16 protein-coding genes and 1 tRNA gene are annotated in these 21,024 nt (G+C 72.0%); 10 read left to right on the plus strand and 7 right to left on the minus strand.

Translation table 11 applies throughout. The annotated features are described in order from the left end of the window. The first annotated feature begins 24 nt into the window (after positions 1 to 24). A complete protein-coding gene (gene metG / locus CXR44_RS22660; protein WP_101788121.1) occupies positions 25 to 1,806 on the plus strand; it encodes a methionine--tRNA ligase in 1,782 nt (593 codons plus the stop codon). Further along, on the plus strand, positions 1,799 to 2,659 hold the full coding sequence (locus CXR44_RS22665; RefSeq protein WP_101788122.1) for a TatD family hydrolase: 861 nt from the start codon (positions 1,799 to 1,801) through the stop codon (positions 2,657 to 2,659). The genes metG and CXR44_RS22665 overlap by 8 nt, the downstream gene beginning before the upstream one ends. Before the next feature lie 305 nt (positions 2,660 to 2,964). Here the strand turns inward: CXR44_RS22665 and CXR44_RS22670 are convergent, their stop codons facing one another. Together CXR44_RS22670 and CXR44_RS41055 are read right to left on the minus strand one after the other, a co-directional pair. Next, positions 2,965 to 4,329: a hypothetical protein gene (locus CXR44_RS22670; protein ID WP_101788123.1), complete on the minus strand. Its 1,365-nt coding sequence runs from the start codon at positions 4,327 to 4,329 to the stop codon at positions 2,965 to 2,967. Further along, the gene (locus CXR44_RS41055; protein ID WP_144070054.1) at positions 4,326 to 6,209 is read right to left on the minus strand and encodes a serine/threonine-protein kinase; all 1,884 of its coding nucleotides are present in this window, start codon (positions 6,207 to 6,209) and stop codon (positions 4,326 to 4,328) included. The genes CXR44_RS22670 and CXR44_RS41055 overlap by 4 nt, the downstream gene beginning before the upstream one ends. 91 nt (positions 6,210 to 6,300) lie before the next feature. On the opposite strand from CXR44_RS41055, the gene rsmA reads away from it, so the two are divergent. The 4 genes from rsmA to CXR44_RS22695 all read left to right on the plus strand — a co-directional run bounded on the left by rsmA (position 6,301) and on the right by CXR44_RS22695 (position 12,078). Next, positions 6,301 to 7,179, plus strand: coding sequence for a 16S rRNA (adenine(1518)-N(6)/adenine(1519)-N(6))-dimethyltransferase RsmA (rsmA, locus tag CXR44_RS22680; RefSeq protein WP_101788362.1), 879 nt, complete (start codon positions 6,301 to 6,303; stop codon positions 7,177 to 7,179). A 296-nt stretch (positions 7,180 to 7,475) separates the two neighbouring features. Beyond that, positions 7,476 to 8,663, plus strand: a complete 1,188-nt coding sequence (locus tag CXR44_RS40235; protein ID WP_219601959.1) for a C40 family peptidase — start codon at positions 7,476 to 7,478, stop codon at positions 8,661 to 8,663. 330 nt (positions 8,664 to 8,993) lie between these two features. Continuing rightward, positions 8,994 to 9,914, plus strand: a complete 921-nt coding sequence (locus CXR44_RS22690) for a 4-(cytidine 5'-diphospho)-2-C-methyl-D-erythritol kinase (protein WP_101788124.1) — start codon at positions 8,994 to 8,996, stop codon at positions 9,912 to 9,914. 313 nt (positions 9,915 to 10,227) lie between these two features. Further along, positions 10,228 to 12,078, plus strand: a complete 1,851-nt coding sequence (locus tag CXR44_RS22695; protein ID WP_101788125.1) for an ABC-F family ATP-binding cassette domain-containing protein — start codon at positions 10,228 to 10,230, stop codon at positions 12,076 to 12,078. Positions 12,079 to 12,347: 269 nt separating this feature from the next. Here the strand turns inward: CXR44_RS22695 and CXR44_RS22700 are convergent, their stop codons facing one another. After that, a complete protein-coding gene (locus tag CXR44_RS22700; protein WP_101788363.1) occupies positions 12,348 to 12,848 on the minus strand; it encodes a MarR family winged helix-turn-helix transcriptional regulator in 501 nt (166 codons plus the stop codon). A 56-nt stretch (positions 12,849 to 12,904) separates the two neighbouring features. On the opposite strand from CXR44_RS22700, the gene CXR44_RS22705 reads away from it, so the two are divergent. Genes CXR44_RS22705 through CXR44_RS22715 form a run of 3 tightly spaced genes read left to right on the plus strand, consistent with a single transcriptional unit; the run spans position 12,905 to position 15,658 of the window. Continuing rightward, positions 12,905 to 13,783 (plus strand): methyltransferase domain-containing protein, encoded by an 879-nt coding sequence (locus CXR44_RS22705; protein ID WP_219601960.1) that lies wholly within the window; start codon positions 12,905 to 12,907, stop codon positions 13,781 to 13,783. Between the two features lie 2 nt (positions 13,784 to 13,785). Continuing rightward, positions 13,786 to 14,133 (plus strand): VOC family protein, encoded by a 348-nt coding sequence (locus tag CXR44_RS22710; protein WP_101788126.1) that lies wholly within the window; start codon positions 13,786 to 13,788, stop codon positions 14,131 to 14,133. A gap of 43 nt (positions 14,134 to 14,176) precedes the next feature. After that, on the plus strand, positions 14,177 to 15,658 hold the full coding sequence (locus CXR44_RS22715; protein ID WP_245899333.1) for a CYTH and CHAD domain-containing protein: 1,482 nt from the start codon (positions 14,177 to 14,179) through the stop codon (positions 15,656 to 15,658). Here CXR44_RS22715 and CXR44_RS22720 read toward each other — a convergent pair. From CXR44_RS22720 to CXR44_RS22735, 4 genes are read right to left on the minus strand one after another with little or no spacing between them, the layout of a single operon-like run. Continuing rightward, positions 15,655 to 16,491, minus strand: a complete 837-nt coding sequence (locus tag CXR44_RS22720; protein WP_101788128.1) for an NUDIX hydrolase — start codon at positions 16,489 to 16,491, stop codon at positions 15,655 to 15,657. The genes CXR44_RS22715 and CXR44_RS22720 overlap by 4 nt on opposite strands. Further along, complete coding sequence (locus CXR44_RS22725) at positions 16,481 to 18,541, minus strand: RNA degradosome polyphosphate kinase (protein WP_101788129.1); 2,061 nt, start codon at positions 18,539 to 18,541, stop codon at positions 16,481 to 16,483. Before CXR44_RS22725 ends, CXR44_RS22720 begins: the two co-directional genes overlap by 11 nt. A 52-nt stretch (positions 18,542 to 18,593) precedes the next feature. Then, positions 18,594 to 19,532, minus strand: coding sequence for a TetR/AcrR family transcriptional regulator (locus CXR44_RS22730; RefSeq protein WP_101788365.1), 939 nt, complete (start codon positions 19,530 to 19,532; stop codon positions 18,594 to 18,596). A gap of 43 nt (positions 19,533 to 19,575) precedes the next feature. Next, positions 19,576 to 20,514 carry an acyl-CoA desaturase gene (locus CXR44_RS22735; protein ID WP_101788130.1) on the minus strand — a complete coding sequence of 313 codons (939 nt, stop codon included), beginning with the start codon at positions 20,512 to 20,514 and terminating at the stop codon, positions 19,576 to 19,578. Positions 20,515 to 20,820: 306 nt separating this feature from the next. On the opposite strand from CXR44_RS22735, the gene CXR44_RS22740 reads away from it, so the two are divergent. Continuing rightward, a tRNA-Gln gene (locus CXR44_RS22740) sits at positions 20,821 to 20,892 on the plus strand. Positions 20,893 to 21,024 lie beyond the last annotated feature (132 nt).

The raw sequence follows: 21,024 nt of genomic DNA on the forward strand, positions 1-21,024 counted from the left end.
GCCGAGCGCCGTAGGCTTGGGGCTATGTCCCAGCACATCTTGACCGCCGTGGCGTGGCCGTACGCCAACGGCCCCCGCCACATCGGGCACGTCTCAGGGTTCGGCGTGCCGTCCGACGTCTTCAGCCGCTACCAGCGGATGGCGGGCAACAAGGTGCTGATGGTCTCCGGCACCGACGAGCACGGCACGCCCATCCAGGTGCAGGCCGACAAGGAAGGCGTCAGCGCCAAGGAGCTCGCCGACCGCTACAACCGGGTCATCGCCGAGGACCTGACCGGGCTGGGCCTGTCCTACGACCTGTTCACGCGGACGTCCACCCGCAACCACTACGCGGTCGCCCAGGAGATCTTCAAGGGCCTCCACGACAACGGCTACATCTTCCCCCGCACCACGATGGGGGCGATCTCGCCGTCCACCGGCCGCACCCTGCCCGACCGCTACATCGAGGGCACCTGCCCCATCTGCGGCTACGACGGCGCCCGCGGCGACCAGTGCGACAACTGCGGCAACCAGCTCGACCCGATCCAGCTGGTCAACCCCAAGAGCCGCATCAACGGCGAGACCCCGGTCTTCACCGAGACCGAGCACTTCATGCTCGACCTGCCCGCCTTCGCCGAGGTGCTCGGCTCCTACCTGCAGGGCAAGCAGGGCGAGTGGCGGCCCAACGTGCTCAAGTTCGCCCTCAACCTGCTCGGCGACCTGCAGCCGCGGGCCATCAGCCGCGACCTCGACTGGGGCGTGCCGATCCCGCTCGACGGCTGGCGCGACCAGCCCAACAAGCGGCTGTACGTGTGGTTCGACGCGGTCGTCGGCTACCTGTCGGCCTCCATCGAGTGGGCCAGGCGCTCCGGCGACCCCGACGCCTGGCGGCAGTGGTGGCAGAATCCCGACGCCCGCGGCTACTACTTCATGGGCAAGGACAACATCGTCTTCCACGCCGAGATCTGGCCGGCGATGCTGTTCGGCTACAACGGCCAGGGCGCGCGTGACGGGCGTCCGGGCTCGCTCGGCGCGCTCAACGTGCCGTCCGAGGTGGTCTCCAGCGAGTTCCTGACCATGGAGGGACGCAAGTTCTCCTCCTCCCGCCAGGTGGTCATCTACGTGCGCGACTTCCTGGCCCGCTACGACGCCGACGCGCTGCGCTACTACATCGCCGTGGCCGGCCCCGAGAACCAGGACACCGACTTCACCTGGCAGGAGTTCGTCAACCGCAACAACGGCGAGCTGGTCGCCGCGTGGGGCAACCTGGTCAACCGGTCCATCTCGATGGCGGCCAAGAACATCGGCGCGATCCCGGAGCCCGGCGACCTGACCGACGCCGACCGGGCCCTGCTGGAGCGCTCGCGCAACGCGTTCGGCCCGGTCGGCGCCGAGCTGACCCGTTCCCGCTTCAAGAACGCCATCACCGAGGCGTTCGACGTGGTCCGCGACGCCAACCGCTATCTCGCCGAGCAGGAGCCCTGGAAGCTCAAGGACGACCCGGAGCGCCAGAAGTCGATCCTGCACGTGGCGCTCCAGGTGGTCGACGACTGCAAGACGATGCTCACGCCGTTCCTGCCGGGCTCGTCCAACAAGGTTCACGCCATGCTCGGCGGCGAGGGCGTCTGGTCCGGCATGCCGGAGATGCGCGAGGTCGACGAGGACGGCGGCGAGTCCTACCCGGTGATCACCGGCTCGTACGACGGGGCCGCCCGCTGGGAGCACCGGCCGATCACCCCGGGCACCCCGCTGGCGCCGCCGGTGCCGCTGTTCAAGAAACTCGATCCCAAGGTCGTCGACGAGGAGCTGGCCCGGCTGGGTGAGTGACGTGTCCCTTCCCGCTCCCCCCGAGCCGCTCGCGGCTCCGGTGTTCGACAGCCACTGCCACCTCGACATCATGGTGGGCGAGCGGCCGGCGTCGTCGGGTGACCCGGTGGCGCTGGCCGCGCAGGCCGCCGCGGCGTCCGTGCGCGGCATCCTCGACGACGCCCGCGCCGTGGGCGTGACCGGGCTCGTCACCATCGGCTACGACCTGCCGTCGTCACGGTGGGGAGCCGAGGTGGCGGCCGCGCACGACCACGTCCACGCCGGGGTCGCCGTCCACCCCAACGAGGCGCACGCCGCCACGCCCGAGACGCTGGCCGAGATCGAGGCGCTGGCGCGGCGTCCGGAGGTGCGGGCCGTCGGCGAGACGGGGCTCGACTACTTCCGCGACTGGGCGAGCAGGGACGACCAGCACGCCAGCTTCCGGGCGCACGTCGAGATCGCCAAGCGCACCGGCAAGGCGCTGGTCATCCACGACCGTGACGCCCACGACGACGTGCTGAAGGTGCTGGCCGAGGAGGGGCCGCCGCCGGTGGTGGTGTTCCACAGCTTCTCGGGCGACGCCGAACTGGCCCGGAGGTGCGCCGACGCCGGCTACTTCATGTCGTTCTCCGGGCCGGTCACGTACAAGAACGCCGGCCACCTGCGCGCGGCGGCGCAGGTCGCGCCGGTGGAGCTCATGCTGGTCGAGACCGACGCCCCCTACCTGCCCCCGGTCCCGCACCGCGGCAGGCCCAACGCCCCCTACCTCATCCCGCTCACGCTGCGCTGCCTGGCGGAGGTCAAGGGCGTCCGGCCGGAGGAGCTGTGCGAGGCGATCAGCACCAACGGGGTAGCCGTCTTCGGCCAGTGGTGACCCGCCCGCGCTCGGCGGCGCGCCCTTCCCGGCCGGTCGCGGCCGTGGAGCACCGCCCCGCGCCGTCCGGACGGCGGTGCGGGCGGGTGGGAGCGCGGACGGTCAGTGGTGGTGGGGCCGGCGCGAACGGAACTTGTCCAAGAAGTGGCGAGCCTTCTGCTGGTTGTGCGGGTCCCGTGCCATCCGCTTGGCCTTCTCCACCGTCTGCCTGCCTTGCGGGCTACGCAGGTATGCGCGAAGTTTGTCCATGAGTGCCATGCCCGACCCCTACCCAGCACGCGGAAGCTAACCGCCCGCCCCCGGGGTCAGCCGCTGATCGACATGCCGAAGTCGGCGCCCTGCCGGGGCTGCAGTGCCCGCAGGTCACCGGAGTTGCGGGCGAGAACAGACACCTTCCCGTACGGCGCGGCGTCCGGCTGCCCGACGTACAGCTTGTTGCCGCTGAACGCCACCGCGTAGCCCGCCAGGTCACCGGGAGGCACGGCCGTCCGGTCCTCGGCGGCGTCGCGGAACGACACCAGGCGCACCCCTCCGCCGTACGGCGCGCCGATGGCCAGCCGCCCGTCGGAGGAGGCGGCCAGCGCGAAGCCGAACGCCTGCCCGCCGCCCTGCCGTACCGTCCTGACCGGGGTGAGGCCGGTGTCGAGGAGCTGCACGTAACCGGGACCGGGCGCGCCCACCGCGAGGCCGGTGCCCTCGGCGTAGGCGAGCGCGTAGCCGTACCTGTCGCCGGAGGCGCCCGTCGGGGAGTCCAGCTTCGTGCCCGACAGCCGTGCCTGCAGCACATCCTTGATCGACACGACCGAGCCTGAATCGATCTTTCCGGTGCCGATCTGGAGACCCGAGCCGTCGTCGTTCTCGTACGGCACGCCGACGATCAGCTCGTTGCCCGCGCCCATGGCCAGCGACCAGCCGAACTGGTCGCCCACCTCGCCGTTGCCGGGGACCCGCTCCGACTCCTGGCTGATCCGGCGCAGCGGCCCCTCGCCCTTGCGGACGTACACCGCGCCGGTGTCGGCCCGGCCGGACTCGTCCTCGTACGGGGCGCCGATGGTCACCAGGTCGCCCCTGGCGGCCAGCGACCAGCCGAAGTGGGCGTCGCGCTGCGGCGCGATGGCGGCGAGCTGCGCCGGGGGAGCGGTGTTCCCGCCGTAGACGACGTAGGCCGCGCCGGCGTCCCTGACGCCCCGCACGTCCGTGAACGGCGCCCCCACGACCAGGTCGGCGCAGGCGTCACCGTCGACCTTCGCCAGACGCACCGACCAGCCGAAACCGTCGCCGGCGGCCAGGCCGGGCACCGTGACGGGGATGACCTTGCCGCCGGACAGCACGTGCACGACCCCCGTGTCACCGTCCCCGGCGCCGTCACCTTGGTCGCCGGCGCCCTCTCCGCCGGCGCCTTGCTTGTCGGCATCTTGGCCGTCAGCTCTGTCTCCGTCGGCGCCCTGGCCTCCGGTGCCGAACGGGTCGCCGACGGCCACGTCCTCCAGCCCGTCGCCGTCGAAGTCGCCGGGACCGGCGCACGCCGCCCTCCCCGCGACCGGCCCGGCGGACGCCGCCTTCCCCGCGATCGGCCCGGCCGCTGCCGCTTCGCCGCCCGCGGTGGTCGCTCCGGTGGCCGTGGTGGTGGCGGTGGCGACCAGGAGCGCCACCAGAGCCGCGCGGATCATCCGAGCCTCACCTGAACCTCCTCGCCGCCCTGGCCCTCCAGCGTGAGCCGCAACGGCCTGCGGTACAGCGGCAGATCGAAGACCAAGACCCCGTCGAGCCGAGCCCCGGGCGCGATGGCGGCGGGCACGGTCACGGGGGCGGGCTCATGCCGGGCACCCCGGTCGTCCTGGAGCGACACGCGCGGGTCGCCGAGGTCGCGGCGCGCCCCTCCGGGGTTCACCACGGACCACCTGACCGTGCAGAGCTGGCCCTGGGACTGCTGCCTGCCCTCGTACTCCTTCAACCCGCACCGGGGGGCCGAGGGGATGATCAGTTGCGGGTCGTCGAAGGCCGGGCCGAGCGCGAACCTGCGGCCCAGGTCGTTCGGCTGTTGCGCGGCCGGTGAGACGGTCTGGGCGCCGGGCCCGGGCGTCCCGCCGCGACCGGAGGTGATGATCAGGGTGCCGGCGGTGACGGCGATCGCGAGGACCGCGGCGGCGGCCGCGATGAGCCACCGGGTCCCGCGCGTGCGCTGCGGCTGTGGCTGCGGCGGGATCGTGGGCAGCCCCTCACCAGGGCGATCGTGCTGGAGCCCGGCCATGTGCGGCTGCCGGCGCGCCGGCTCCTCCTCGGCGCGCGCCGGCTCCTCTCTCGGGGCGGGGACCGCCCGGTGTGCCGGCGCTTCGCCGATGGCCGGCTCCTCCCTCCGGGTGGGGATCGCCTGGCGTGCCGGCTCCTCCCGGGTGACGACATCCCTCCCGCGCACCGCATCCTCCCCGGCGACGAGGGTGGGGGACACGCGGGGGTCGGTCGCGTCCTCGGCGACCGGTATCGCCGGGTCGGCGGATCCCCCGGCCGGCCTTTCCGGATCGGTGGGCGCGGTCGCCGCCGACGCCTCCTGCCGCGCGGCGGCGCGTCCGGCGTCCCCACCGTCCGCCATCGTGTCGGCGGGCGGTGGCGTGGCGAAGGTGGCCGTGATGTCCGGTTCGTCCACCACGTTCGGTGGTGGCTCCCACTCGTCCATCAGCTCGGGCGCCACGAGCGTGGGCGGGTCCGCCGAGACCGTACGGGCCGGGGCCGCGCCCCCCACCAGCGCGATCACGAGATCCTGGGCGCTGGGCCGTTCGGCGGGGTCCATCGAGGTCGCCAGCCGTACCAGCTCGTCGAGTGGGGCGGGCAACTCGCCCAGGTCGGGCGTCGTGTGCAGCACCCGCGAGGCCATCGTGATCACGTCGCCGCGCCCGAAGGGGTGACGGCCGTTGCCCGCGTAGGCCACCAGGCACCCCCAGGCGAAGATGTCGGCCGCCGGGGTGACGGTCTCACCGCGTACCTGCTCGGGCGCCCACCAGCCCGGACTGCCGATCAGCTCCCCCGACAGCGTGAACCCGGTCTCCCGGTCGAGCGCGCGGGCGATGCCGAAGTCGATCACCCGTGGCCCGGACAGGGAGAGGATGACGTTGGCCGGCTTGAGGTCGCGATGGACGAGCCCCGCCACGTGGATCGCGGCCAGCGCGGCGGCGACCCCGAGCCCGACACCGTGCAGCGGCCCCGGGTCGAGCGCGCCGTACTGGGTGATCTGCCCCGACAGGGGGATGCCCGCGATGTACTCGGTCACCATGTACGGCCGGCCGTCGCCGGTGTTGCCGTTGTCGAGCACCTGAGCCGTGCAGAAGGACGCCACCCGGCGGGCGTTGTCGACCTCCGCGTGGAACCGCGCCGCGAACCCCTCCTGGTTGGCGAACTCGGCCCGGACCACCTTGACCGCCACGAAGCGCCCCGTGGGCGCCTTGGCCAGGAACACCGTGCCCATGCCGCCCTCGCCGAGACGGCCGAGTAATCGATACGGGCCGATCTCACGCAGATCCGTCGGGCGGAGCGGCGCGGCCCCTGTCGGCTCCATCGGGGACGTCCCTTCCTCTTCCACGCCATCCTCCCCTGTGGTCCCCCCGTACGCCATCGCAGGTTCTTCGATGCGGGAGACTGGTTGGATGATGAGGCTGTTGGGCCCGGCAGAAATACGTATTTTGGCGGACAAGCTAGATCTTCGTCCCACGAAAAAGCTAGGACAGAACTTCGTCATCGACGCGGGGACCGTCCGCCGCATCGTACGGGTCGCGGAGCTCTCGCCGGAAGACGTCGTGATCGAGGTGGGACCCGGGCTGGGTTCGCTGACCCTCGCGCTGCTGTCCTCGGCCCGCCACGTGGTCGCCGTGGAGATCGACCCGGTGCTGGCCGCGCAGTTGCCCGTGACGGTGGCCGAGCGCGGCCTCGGCGACCGGCTCACCGTGGTGGGGGCCGACGCGATGAGGATCTCTCCTGGTGACCTGGGCGGCCGCGAGCCGACGGCGCTGGTGGCCAACCTGCCCTACAACGTCGCGGTCCCGGTGGTGCTGCACCTGCTTGAGGCGCTGCCCTCGCTGCGCAAGGGCCTGGTCATGGTGCAGTCGGAGGTGGCCGACCGGCTGGCTGCCGGACCGGGCTCCAAGGTGTACGGGGTGCCGTCGGTCAAGGCCGCCTGGTACGCCGACGTGCGCCGGGCCGGGCCCGTCGGCCGTAGCGTCTTCTGGCCCGTCCCCAACGTCGACTCGGGGCTCGTCTCCCTCGTACGCCGCGAACCACCGGAGACCACCGCGTCGCGGGAGGAGGTGTTCGCGGTGATCGACGCGGCGTTCGCCCAGCGCCGCAAGACGCTCCGCGCGGCGCTGGCGTCGTGGGCCGGCAGCCCGGCACAGGCCGAGACGGCACTTCGGGCAGCGGGCGTCGACCCGTCGGCCCGAGGCGAGCAACTCGACGTGACGGCCTTCGCCCGCATCGCCGAACACCGCCCCGTCTCCGCTCCCGAGGACCACCCGCGGGGACGCCGTCTCTAGAAGGCGGCCTCCGAACACACCCGCCCCGGGCGGAGACGGCACAACCGGCCACATCCGCCCGCCCCACCGGCCAAGGAAGCACAGGCCAAGGAAGCGCGCGCCAAGGAAGCGCGCGCCAAGGAAGCGCGCGCCAAGGAAGCACAGGCCTCCACCCGCGACGTATCCCTGGACCGGTTCTTCCACAGCCCCAGCCCTCGCCCGCCCAGTTGTCCCCAGAACCACGCTCGGCCCCCCACGCGGCCGCCCCACCGGACGATCCTGGGCCTCCGCCCGTTCACCGGCACTTGGAGGCCCTCATGAGCACACACTCCGTCTCCCGGCTATGCCGCGCGTCCCTCACGATCGGCGGCGGGCTGCTCGCCGGTCTGACCACCCTCTCGGGCGCGGCCTCGGCAGCCGTGGACTCCCGCCGGCCGCCGCACACGGTCTCCGGCCCCTGCCACGGCACCCTCACCCTCCCTGCCGCGTACGCCCGGTTCCTCGCCCCTCGTCCCCTTTCGAGTGGGCAGAGCCTCGACGACCCCGTCGCGGCCACGTGGGCAGCTGAGCCCGTCCTCTTCACCGCCCGCCCCGTCTCGCGCCCGGTGACCAAGCGGCGACAAGCCCCACCCGTCCAGATCGTGCTGACGCTCCCTCCCGAACTCTGCGCCGCCCTCCACCCGTTCGAGGCCACCCGCACCCCAGCAGGCGTACGGGCCGTCACCCCCACCCTTGACCTCCACCTGCCGCCCCTCGGCGTCGAGGAGCTCGACGTCCCCCACCGAGATCCCAGCCCGGCGCTCACCGCGATCGGGCACCCCGCCACCCGATCCCCCCAACCACCCGACTCTGCCCAGACCACGCCCAAGAGCCGCCACCCCCGAACGTCCAAGACCCACACCCCCCGACCACCCCGAACGCCCAAGACCCGCACCCCCAACGGTCCCGGGACCCGGGCTGCCACGAGACCCGGGCCCGCCACGAGACCCGGAAGTGGGACCGCCACGAGGCCCGGGACGCGGCCCGCCACGAGGCCCGGGAACAAGGCTCCTGAGACACCGAAGACCAGGACTCCCGGCAAGACCTCGCCCACCTCCCAGGGCGATCTCGCGGCGGCCGCTGCCCTCGCGCGGCTCGGCACACCGTTCTCCTGGGGTGGCGGCTCCCCTTCGGGCCCCACCCGCGGCATCGGCAGAGGAGCGTCCACCACCGGGTTCGACTGCAGCGGCCTGACCCTCTACGCATGGTCCAGAGCCGGCGTGAAACTGGGCCACTACACAGGCACCCAGTTCCGGCAGGGCCGCCGCATCCCCCTGAGCGAGCTGCGCAGAGGCGACCTGGTCTTCTTCGGCGGCGGCGCCGGCGACCCCACCCACGTGGGCCTCTACCTGGGGGATGGAGTCATGGTCCACGCCCCCAAGACAGGCGACGTAGTCCGAAGAACGAGTTTCCTGACCTCCGCCTACTACCGCCCCCTCTACCGCGGCGCCGTCCGCCCCGGCTGACCCGGCCCTCCGGCACCCCGGCCCTCCGGCACCCCGCAGCACGACCCCCTCCCAGACCGCCGCCGAAGAGGAGATCCGGACCACAGACGCCGATCAGATGCGACACACCCATCCCGCTCCAACGCGGCACGAACCCCCAGGCGGCCGACGAAAGGAAAATCCCGGCCACAGGCGCCGATCAGGTGCGACACACCCCTCCGGCTCCAACCGTGGCACCTGCGACACAACCGGCCCACCGCCTCCCGACTTCTCCGAGAAGTGCGTGGTGGGGAAGCGTGCCCGTATAGCATCGGGTGTCCTCCCGCAGGCGATGAAAGTGACAGAAGATCAATGAGTTCGGTGACCGTACGGGTGCCAGCGAAGGTCAACGTGCAGCTGTCCGTGGGACCGCTCCGTGATGACGGCTACCACGACCTGGTCAATGTCTTCCACGCCGTCTCGGTCTTCGATGAGGTGGTCGCGAAGGAGTCCGACCACATCACCGTCTCGGTTGTCGGCGAGTGGGCCGACCAGGTCCCGGTCGACGACGGAAACCTCGCCATCCAGGCGGCCCGCGCGCTGGCCAAGCACGCCGGCCGCACGTACGGGGCGCACCTGGTCATCCACAAGTCCATCCCCGTGGCGGGCGGCATGGCCGGGGGCAGCGCCGACGCGGCGGGCGCCCTGGTCGCCTGCAACGAGCTGTGGGGCCTCGGCCTGCCGTTCGAGGACCTCATGGAGATCGCCGGCGACCTGGGCAGCGACGTGCCGTTCTCGCTGCTCGGCGGCACCGCCGTGGGCACGGGACGCGGTGAGCAGCTGAGCGAGCTGCCGACCACCGGCAGTTTCCACTGGGCGTTCGCAGTCGCACAGGGCGGCCTGTCCACCGCCGAGGTCTACGCGCAGTGCGACCGGCAGCGGGAGTCCGCAGGTGTGGAGGTGCCGTGGCCGCAGGTGGACGACGCGCTGCTGGAGGCTCTCAGCACCGGTGACGCCGCCACCCTCGGCGCCCGGCTCACCAACGACCTGCAGGCCGCCGCTCTCACTCTCCGGCCGGAGCTCGTCCGCACCCTCGACGCCGGCCGGGCCGAGGGCGCACTCGGCGCCATCGTCTCCGGCTCGGGCCCCACCTGCGCCTTCCTCGCCGCGGACGCCGACCACGCCCAGCGCCTGGCCGACGCCCTGTCCCAACTCCCCACCTGCCGCGCCGCTCTCGCGGCCCACGGCCCCGTCCCCGGCCCCCGCCCCTCCTGGTCCAGCCCCCGCCCCTGATCCCATAGGCGCCCTCTGATCCAACCGGCACCCTCATACCTGACCCGACCGGCGCCGTCACCCGTGGCCCGCCTGGCGCCCTCGCTCTTGACCCGACCGGCGCCGTCACCCGTGGCCCGCCTGGCGCCCTCGCTGCTGACCCGACCGGCGCTCTCGCCGTGTGACGCACCCTTCCCGGGGGCGCATCGGGCCGCTCTTCCAGGCCCAGGAGACGATCTCGACCCGGTTGCGGGCGCCGTACCCCCCCTGACCGCCGGAGCGGTCGGCGGCGGGGGTCCGGATGGTGCGGGCGGGCCGATACCCTGGTAGCGCCATGAATCTGGTCAATCTCGAATCCGTCTCCCATGCCTACGGGCCCAAGCCCCTGCTCAGCGATGTCTCCCTCGGGGTGGAGTCCGGGGAGCGGATCGGAGTCGTCGGGCGCAACGGTGGCGGCAAGACGACGCTGATGTCGGTGATCGCGGGGCAGCTGAAGCCTGACAGCGGCCGGGTGACCCACACCCGGGGCATGCGCGTCGGGTTCCTGTCACAGCTGGACGACCTCGACCCCGGGCTCCCCGTGCGAGAGCTGGTGCTCGCCGGCCGGGCGGAGCACGAGTGGGCCGGTGACCAGCGCGTCCGCGAGATCCTCGGCAACCTGATCGGCGACCTTGACCTCGACGCCAAGGCCGGTGACCTGTCCGGTGGCGAGCGTCGCCGGACCGCGCTGGCCCGGCTGCTCATCGACGAGCACGACCTGATCATGCTCGACGAGCCCACCAACCACCTCGACATCGAGGCCATCGCCTGGCTGGCGGGGCATCTGTCCACCAGGAAGAGCGCGCTCGTGGTGGTGACGCACGACCGGTGGTTCCTCGACGCGGTGTCCACGCGGACGTGGGAGGTCGTGGACGGCCGGGTCGAGCGCTACGAGGGCGGATACGCCGCGTATGTCCTGGCCAAGGCGGAGCGGGCGCGCATCGCCCAGGCCGCCGAGGAACGCCGCCAGAACCTCATGCGCAAGGAGATCGCCTGGCTCCGGCGCGGCCCGCCCGCCCGTACGTCCAAGCCGAAGTTCCGGATCGAGGCCGCCCAGGCCCTGATCGCGAACGAGCCGCCGCCCCGCGAGAGCGTCGAGCTGATGAAGTTCGCGACGGCGCGGCTGGGCAGGACCGTCTACGACCTGGAGGACGTCACCCTCCACGCGGGCGGCCCCGGCAGCGGGCCGCTGGTGCTCGACCACACCACCTGGCAGTTCGGGCCGGGCGACCGCATCGGCCTGATCGGCGTCAACGGGTCGGGCAAGTCGTCCGTGCTGCGCCTGCTCGCTGGCACGATCGCGCCCGACTCGGGGCGGGTGGTGCGGGGCCGGACCGTTCGCCTGGCGCACCTGTCGCAGGAACTGGCCGAGCTCGACCCGACCCGGCGCGTGCTGGAGACGGTCGAGGAGATCCGCAAGTACATCCAGGTCGGCAAGAAGGAGTGGTCCGCCTCCCAGCTGCTCGAACGCCTGGGGTTCAAGGGCGACGCGCAGTGGAAGGTGATCGGCGACCTGTCCGGCGGCGAGCGGCGGCGGTTGCAGCTGCTCAGGCTGCTCATGGACGACCCCAACGTGCTGCTGCTCGACGAGCCGACCAACGACCTCGACATCGAGACGCTGAACGAGCTCGAAGACCTGCTCGACGGCTGGCCCGGCACGCTGATCCTGGTGAGCCACGACCGCTACTTCCTGGAGCGCGTGACCGACCGTTCGGTGGCGCTGCTGGGTGACGGCAAGCTGTCCTTCCTGCCGGGCGGCGTGGACGAGTACCTCGAGCGCCGGGCGTCCGGCGCGGCGCTCACGGCCCGGATGGGCTCGGGCGCGTCCGGCGGCTCCGGCGCGTCCGGTGCTGCTGGTACGCCGGGCGCGTCCGGCGGCTCACGGCCGTCCGACCAGGCCCAGCCGCAGCCCGCCACCGGTCTGTCGGCCAAGGAGGAGCGGGAGCTGCGCAAGGAGCTCAACCGCCTGGAACGCCAGCTCGACAAGCTCGGCGAGCAGGAGACCCGCCTGCACGCCGCGATGGCGGAGGCGGCGAGCGACTACGCCCGGCTCGGCTCCCTCGACGCCGAGCTTCGCGAGGTTCTCGCCCAGAAGGACGCCGTCGAGGCCGAGTGGCTGGAGGTCGCCGACCGCCTGGGTGACTGACGGCCGTGACGCCGCCGTCCGGGTGGCGCCGAACACCGCCGGGGGCCAGGCTCAGGGCGGTCCTGGGTCCACGGCGGTCCTGGGTCCACGGCGGTCCGGGTCCTGGGCGGTCCCGGGCCCACGGCGGTCCGGGTCCTGGGCGGTCCCGGGCCCACGGCGGTCCGGGTCCTGGGCGGTCCCGGGCCCACGGCGGTCCCGGGTTCAGGTTGGTCCCGTTTCCAGGGCGGTCCCGGGTTCAGGACGGTCCCGGGCCCAGGGCGGCCCGGGATCTACGAGTCGAACGGTGTCAGCAGGGTGCGCAGGAGGCCGGCCAGGGTGCGCTGGTCGGCGGGGCCGAGGCCGGAGAGCAGGTCGTGCTCCCTGCGCAGCAGGTCGGCGAACGCCGCGTCGACGCGGGCCAGCCCCGTCTCGGTGAGCGTCACGAGGACGCCGCGCCGGTCCTCCGGGTCGGGGCGGCGGACCACCAGGCCGGCCTGGGCCAGGCGGTCGATGCGGTTGGTCATGGTGCCTGAGGTGACCAGGGTGGCGCGGAGCAGGGCTCCGGGGCTCAGCTCGTACGGCTTGCCGGCTCGCCGCAGCGCGGTGAGCACGTCGAATTCCCACGGCTCCAGGTCGTGCTCGGCGAAGGCGGCCCGCCGGGCCCGGTCAAGGTGCTTGGCCAGGCGCGACACCCGGGAGAGCACCTGCAGCGGCTCGACGTCCAGGTCCGGCCGCTCCGCCCGCCAGGCGGCGACGAGCCGGTCCACCTCGTCTCGGGCATCCTGCGTCATGCCCACGAGTGTACTGTCTTGACATCGAGATATATGTCTCGATATCAATAATCTACATGTCGAGAGATATCTGGGATCCCGCGACCTACGCCAGGTTCGCCGACGAACGGTCACGGCCGTTCCACGAACTGATCGCCAGAGTGGGGGCCGACAAACCTGATTATGTCGTGGACGCCGGCTGCGGCTCGGGGGAGCTCACCCTGGAGCTGGCCCGCCGCTGGCCGGGGGCGACGGTGGAAGGGTTCGACTCCTCACCTGCCATGATCGCCAAGGCCAGGGAGCTGCGCCTCACGCCGACCGCGCCCGCCGCGCCGACCGCGCCCGCCGCGCCGACCGGAGGGCCCGCCGCGCCGACCGGAGGGCCCGCCGCGCCGACCGGAGGGCCCGGCGGGTTGCCCAGGTTCACGGTGGCCGATGTGACCACGTGGCGGCCCGACCGGCGGGTGGACGTGTTCGTCTCCAACGCCGTGCTCCAGTGGGTCCCGTCCCATCGCGACGTCCTGGAGCACTGGGTCGACGCGCTGAACCCCGGCGGCTGGCTCGCCTTCCAGGTGCCCGGCAACTTCGACGCCCCCAGCCACCTGGCCATCCGCGAGCTGTGCGGTTCTCCGGCGTGGTCGGAGCGGCTGGGCGACTTCGACCGGGGCAGCCCCGTGGGGGAGCCGGGCGACTACCTGGACCAGCTCGCGACGGGCGGGTGCGCGGTGGAGGTCTGGGAGACCACCTACACCCACGTCCTGCGGGGCGAGCACGCGGTGCTCAACTGGATCTCCGGCACCGCCCTGCGCCCGATCTTCGACCGGCTGTCCGACGACGAGCGCGGCGGCTTCGTCGCCGACCTCTCCGAGCGGCTCGACCGGGCGTACCCGGCCAAGGAGTACGGCACGCCGTTCCCGTTCCGGCGGATCTTCGTCGTGGCGAGGAAGGGCGGCTGAGCGTGATCATCGCGTTGCACCACGTCCAGCTGGCGGCGCCGCCCGGCAGCGAGCCCGAGCTGAGAGAGTTCTACGAGGGGGTGCTCGGCCTGCGGGAGGTCCCCAAGCCGCCGGAGCTGGCCGAGCGCGGCGGCGCCTGGTTCCGTGGGGAGGGCGTGGAGGTGCACCTCGGCATCGAGGAGAACTTCAGACCGGCGCGGAAGGCGCACCCGGGGTTCCTCGTCGACGACCTGGACGAGTTGGTCGCGAAGCTGCCCGACGCGGTGCCCGACGACCTGCTCCCCGGCTACCGGCGCGTCTATGTGACCGACCCTGTCGGCAACAGGATCGAACTGCTGCAGGTTAGCTGACCCCACCAAATGGCAGTATGTCGGGTATAGGGCTACTTGTGAGGTGCAGTTGGGCATCGAGATCGAGGACAAGTTCGACGTCCCTCCCGACTACGTCGTTCCGGACCTGAGCCGGCTGGGCCGGGTGGCGGGGCCCAGGACCTACCAGCTCGTGGCCCTCTACTACGACACGCCCGACCTGCGACTCGCCGCCCGCGGCGTCACGCTCAGACGACGCCGCGGCGGTGACGACGCCGGCTGGCACCTCAAGCTGCCCAGGGCCAGGGGCGCCCGCCAGGAGATCACCCATCCGCTCACCCGCAGCGTGAAGCTGGTGCCCCAGGAGCTGTCCGAGCTGGTCAGAGCCTTCACCCGTGGCGCCGAGCTGCGGCCCGTGGCCGAGCTGGACACCCGCAGGAGCGTCACCGTCGTCCACGACGGCGACACCAGGCTGGTCGAGATCGCCGACGACCGGGTCAAGGGAACCGTGCTCGGCGGGCCGCCGAGGGTGGTCCGCTGGCGTGAGGTGGAGGCCGAACTCCTCGACGGCGACCGGGCGCTGCTGGCCAAGGTCGGCAAGCGCCTGCGCAAGGCCGGCGCCACCCCGGCGGAGGCGGCCAGCAAGCTCGCCAGGCTCCTCGCCCCGGCCTCCCCGCCGGCCGCTCCGGTCAGGCCGGGGAGCGCGGGTGAGGTGGTCGTCGGCTACCTGTCCGACCAGGTCGCCGCGCTGCTGTCGCAGGACCCCCGGGTACGGCGCACCGAGGAGGACGCCGTGCACCGGATGCGCGTCGCCGCTCGCAGGCTGCGCAGCGCGCTCAAGGCGTTCAAGAAGATCGTGACCGGTACCGCCCACGTTCAGGACGAGCTTCGCTGGCTGGGCACGGTGCTCGGTGAGGCGCGCGACCTGGAGGTGATGAGGGCCAGGTTCACCGGCCGGCTGGCCGGGCTCGCGCCCGAGCTGGTCGTCGGCCCGGTCCGCGACCGACTCGGCGGTGACCTGGGCGGGCGGCAGCAGCAGGCGTACGACCGGATCCGCGAGGCGCTGAGCGGCGAGCGCTACTACGCGCTGCTCGACGCGCTCGACGCGCTGGTGGCCGCGCCGGAGCTGACCGGGGCCGCCGCCAGGCCGGCGAGGAAGGAGCTCGTGCGCGCGGCGGACGCCAACTGGCGTCGCGTCACCCGGGCGTACGACACCGCCCAGGCCATCGGCGACCCCGAGCGCCGCGAGATCGCCATGCACGACGTCCGCAAGGCCGCCAAGCGCGCCCGCTACACCGCCGAGGCGCTGCGGCCCGCGCTCGGCTCGGACATGAAGAAGCTGGCCAAGCTCGCCGAGGCGGTGCAGGAGGTGCTCGGGGCGCACCAGGACGGCATGGTGGCGCAGCAGACGCTGGCCAGGGAGGCGGAGGCGGCCCGCCTGGCCGGCGAGGAGACGTTCACCTATGGGCTGCTGCTCGGTCTGGAACGCGCCGAGGCGGAGCAGGCGCACGCCCGCTTCCCCGAGGTCTGGGCCGCGACCCTGCGGGGCGTGGCGAAGATCCGCTAGGTGGTGTGCGTCTCGACGGCGGCCACCCGGTCCCCGGTCCGGTGCAGCACCGCGAACGCGCCCTTGTCCAGGTGCACCTCCGCGCCGCTCAGCGCCCGGATCAGGTCCGGCAGCACCTTGCCGTGGCTGCACACGACGGCGGGCCCGCGCAGCCCGGCCACCAGCTCCGGGGTCAGGACGGGGTCCTGGAGCTCCTCGCTGAGCAGCGGTTCGAGTCGGATGCCGTCGCTCCGGAACCGCTCCAGCGTCTGGACGCAGCGGCGGCTCGGCGAGCTGAGCAGCGTCCGCGGCCGGTAGGCGGGCAGCACCGCGGCCACGGTGGCCGCCTGGGCCACGCCGCCGGCGTCGAGGGGGCGCAGCGCGTCGTCGCCCCGCCACTCGTGCCGCGACCCGGCCGTGCCGTGCCGGAGGAGGACGAGGGGGACGGTGTCGAGCGGCCCGGCGAGCAGCGCGTTCGGCAGCACCGCGTCCCAGGCGTAGCTGAGCAGCGAGCGAGCCTCGTCCAGCGGCACCCAGCGCAGCTCGTCCACCTCCTCGCCGGGGACGAACGCGTCCTCCTCCACCACCCGGGCGGTCCAGTAGTCGACCCGCTTGCTGCCCCCACGGCTCGGGTAGTGGACGGACGGCAGGGCGCGGCCCAGCACCACGCCGAGGCCCGTCTCCTCGCGCACCTCCCGCACGGCCGCCGCGATCGGATGCTCCCCGAGCCGCAGCTTGCCCTTGGGGAAGGTCCAGTCCGCGTAGCGCGGCCGGTGGACGACGGCCACCTCGGGGGCGGACGGATCGCCCCGCCACACGACGGCTCCCGCGGCCCGCAGCGGGTCAGTCGTCAACGGTCCTCCAGCGGCGGGTGCTGATCAGGTGGCTCTGCAGGTCGAGGCCGGGGTGGCGGACCCAGGAGCCGTCGGAACCGAGCCACCAGGAGTTCGTCGACTCGGCCATGGCCAGATCCATCAGCTCGATCAGGTAGGCCTTGTGCTGCTGGGAGGTGACCTTGACCAGGGCCTCCACCCGCCGGTCCAGGTTGCGGCGCATGAGGTCGGCGCTGCCGATCCACACCTCCGGCCGCCGCCCCAGGCCGAACTCGTAGACCCGCGAGTGCTCCAGGAACCGCCCCAGCACCGACCGTACGCGGATGTTGTCCGACAGGTCGGGGATGCCGGGGCGCAGCGTGCACACGCCGCGCACCCACAGGTCCACCGGCACCCCCGCCCGCGACGCCCGGTAGAGCGCGTCGATGATCGGCTCGTCGACCAGGGAGTTGGTCTTGATGCGGATGCGGGCCGGCCGGCCCGCCTGCTGGTGGGCGATCTCCCGCTCGATCCGGGCCAGCAGCCCGCCGCGCAGTGAGTGCGGCGCGACCAGCAGCCGCCGGTAGGCCGAGTGGTTGGAGTAACCGGTCAGGTGGATGAACAGGTCGGTGACGTCCTCGCCGACCAGTGGGTCGGCGGTGAGCAGCCCGAAGTCCTCGTACTGCCGGGCGGTCTTCGGGTTGTAGTTGCCGGTGCCGATGTGGCAGTAGCGGCGCAGCTCCCCGGACGGCTCCTGCCGGACGACGAGGGCCAGCTTGCAGTGGGTCTTCAGCCCCACCACGCCGTAGACGACGTGGCAGCCGGCGCGCTCCAGCTTGCGGGCCCAGGAGATGTTGGCGTGCTCGTCGAAACGGGCCTTGATCTCCACCACGACGACGACCTGCTTGCCGGCCTCGGCGGCGTCGATGAGGGCGTCCACGATGGGGGAGTCGCCGCTGGTCCGGTAGAGGGTCTGCTTGATCGCCAGCACGCGCGGGTCGGCCGCGGCCACCTCGATGAAGTGCTGCACGCTGGTCGCGAACGAGTCGTACGGGTGGTGGAGCAGCACGTCGCGTTCGCGCAGCAGGCCGAAGATGTCGTCCTCGGCGTTGACCGCCTCGGCGGGCACGAACGGCCGGTAGCTGAGCTCGCCGCGGTCGAGGTCGGCGATGGCGTGCAGGCCTGTCAGGTCGAGCGGCCCGGCGATCCGGTAGATCTCGTGCGGAGCCACGCCCAGCTCGTCCACGAGCAGGTCCAGCACCTCGGGGGAGATGGTGTCCTCCACCTCCAGCCGGACGGGCGGCCCGAAGCGCCGCTTGAGCAGCTCCTTCTCCAGGGCCTGCATGAGGTTCTCGGTGATGTCCTCGTCGACGTCGAGGTCCTCGTTGCGGGTCACCCGGAAGACGTGGTGCTGGACGATCTCCATGCCCTTGAAGAGCTGCCCGAGGTGGGCGGCGATGACGTCCTCCAGCGGCACGAACCGCTGGCTGGACGCCTCCACGAACCGGGGGAGCTGGGAGGGCACCTTCACCCGGGCGAACACCGTGTGGTCGGTCGCCGGGTTGCGCACCACGACGGCCAGGTTGAGGCTGAGTCCCGAGATGTACGGGAAGGGGTGCGCGGGGTCCACCGCCAGCGGCGTCAGGACCGGCCTGATCCGCTCCCGGAAGAGCTTGCGCAGCTCGGTGCGCTCCTCGCGCCCCAGGTCCTCCCAGCGGACGATCTCGATGCCCTCGCCGGCGAGCTGGGGCAGGATCTGCTCGTGGAAGACCTCCGCGTGCCGCCGGGCCAGGGCGTCGGCGATGGTGGCGATGCGGGCCAGCTCCTCGCGCGGCTTGAGCCCGCTCTTGGTCCGCAGCAGCAGTCCGGTGGCCATCCGCCGCTTGAGTCCCGCCACCCGGACCCGGAAGAACTCGTCCAGGTTGCTGGCGAAGATGGCGAGGAAGCGCACCCGCTCCAGGAGGGGCAGCGAGGGGTCCTCGGCCAGTTGGAGGACACGCTCGTTGAAATGGAGCCAGCTCTCCTCGCGGTTGAGGAACCTCTCCTGAGGCAGGGGGAGGTCGCTTCCAACTTGCAGCACTTCGGCGGACATACAAGAAATATGCCCCATCAGATTGAACGGAACGTTAACTAAGCCGCAACGACTAATCCTGCTGGTCAGCCTGGCCCAGCCGGGCGGCCCGCTCCGCCAGGCGAGCCTCACGCTGGCGGATCTTCTCCTCCCGCTCGCGGGCCTTCTCGGCCTCCTTGAGCAGGCGTTCACGTTCCTTCTCGGCCTCCTTGAGCAGGCGCTCGCGCTCCTTGAGCTCGCGGACCCGAGCCTTCTCGGCCTCCCGCAGCTCGCGCAGGCGCGCCTTCTCGGCCTCGCGGAGCTCCTTCTCGCGGGCCTTGTCGAACTCGCGCAGCTCCTTCTCGCCGGTGCGCGGCCTGGCCACGCCGGAGGTGGGGATGCGGGTCATGGCGGTGATCGCCGGATGCGGGTTGAGACCCGTCAGGCCGTTCCAGGCGAGGTTGACGAGGTGGGCGGCGACCTCCTCGCGGGCCGGCTTTCGCACGTCGAGCCACCACTGCCCGGTCAGGGCCACCATGCCCACCAGCATCTGCGCGTACATGGGCGCCAGCTTGGGGTCGTAGCCGCGGGCGGCGAACTCGTCGGCGAGCACGTCCTCGACCTGGCTGGCGATCTCGCTGATCAGGCTCGCGAACGTGCCCGTGCCCGAGGCGGCGTGGGAGTCGCGCACGAGGATGCGGAAGCCCTCGCTGCTCTCCTCGATGTAGCGCAGCAGCGCCAGCGCCGCCCGTTCGAGCTTGACCAGGGAGTGGGAGGCGGCGAGGGCCTCGGTGATCATGCTGAGCAGCTTCTGCATCTCGCGGTCGACGACGACCGCGTAGACGCCCTCCTTGCCGCCGAAGTGCTCGTAGACCACGGGTTTGGACACCTGGGCCGTCGCCGCTATCTCCTCGATGGAGGTCCCGTCGAACCCCTTCTCGGCGAACAGCGTGCGGCTGATGAGGATCAGCTGCTCTCTTCGCTCTCGTCCGGACATGCGTCTGCGGGATCGGGGCTCGGTCACGGTCTCCATCATGACGGTGCCGGATGAAGGACCGGTCACCGCGAGGTCGGCATCAGGCAACCCGCTTCGCCGCCAGGCGCTCGGGGGTCGGCCAGCGCACATCATGGACCCATCCGAGGCGCTCGAAGATGCGGATGAGGCCGGCGCTGAGGTCGATCTGCCCCTTGAGCACGCCGTGGCGGGCGCAGGTGGGGTCGGAGTGGTGCAGGTTGTGCCACGACTCGCCGAAGGACGGGATGGCCAGCCACCAGACGTTGCGCGACTTGTCGCGCACCTGGAACTCCTCCTCGCCGAACACGTGGCAGATGGAGTTGATCGACCAGGTCACGTGGTGCAGCAGGCCGATGCGCACCAGTGAGCCCCAGAAGAACGCGGTCAGCGCGCCCTGCCAGGACCAGGTGAGGAGCCCGCCGAGGACGCCGGGCAGCAGGATCGAGGTGAGGGCCAGCGCCGGGAACCACTTGTGCAGCCTGACGACGTCCTCGTCCTTGCACAGGTCGGGGGCGTACTTCTCGCGGTTGGTCCGCTCGGCGTCGAACATCCAGCCCATGTGCGCGTAGAGCAGCCCCTTGGACATGGACTTGAAGCCCGGGCCGAAGCGCCACGGGGAGTGCGGGTCGCCCTCCTTGTCGGAGAACTTGTGGTGCTTGCGGTGGGTGGCCACCCAGTCGAGCACGGACATCTCCAGGGACAGGCTCCCCGCGATGCCGAGCGCGATCTTCAGCGGCCGCTTGGCCTTGAACGAGCCGTGCGTGAAGTAGCGGTGCAGCCCGACGGTCACGCCGAGTCCTGAGACGAGGTAGAAGACGGTCGCGATCGCGATGTCCGTCCAGCCGAGACCCCATCCCCAGGCGATGGGCACGGCGGCCGCGAACGCGACGAGGGGGAGGCCGACCACGAGCCCGAAGGTGACGAGCTCGGCCTTGGTGCGCGGTTCGGATTCGAAATCGGGCTTCGGTCCTGGTGTCGGACGTTCGGCGGTAACGGTCATGTGGTGCCTTCCTGACGTGTATGAGGACAAATGTCCGGGCTACGCCACCGTAACCTACGCCATCGTAAGTAAGGAAGGCCTAAGAGGCGAATAGGTGATACGTAACGGCCCGCCGACCTACGTGAGTGGGTTCCGTGGCTTGCGCCGTTCTGGCCCGTCTGTTATGGGTCGGCCCTACCCGGGCCTTCTGGGGGTAATCCTCCGGCCGTGACGTGACGGTGATCGGATGAGGCGGTATTGCGGACGCGCGACGCGGGCGGGCTCGGTATCGTAGGTGTGGGTCGGACGCCCTTGGTGTCCGATTAGTCCCGGATCGTCTAATCGGCAGGACAAGTGGTTTTGGTCCACTTTGTAGGGGTTCGAGTCCTCTTCCGGGAGCTTCGGGCGCGGCCTGCGCGGGACCCCCGGACGACGGGAGGTATCCTCGCGGTGTCGGGAGGGTAGCCGCACGATGTGCCGGCTGCGGCGGACCGCTGAACGCGGCCCACCGCAACGGTGTGGTAGCCGCAC

Source organism: Nonomuraea indica (assembly GCF_002850745.1).
GTDB classification, from domain to species: domain Bacteria; phylum Actinomycetota; class Actinomycetes; order Streptosporangiales; family Streptosporangiaceae; genus Nonomuraea; species Nonomuraea indica.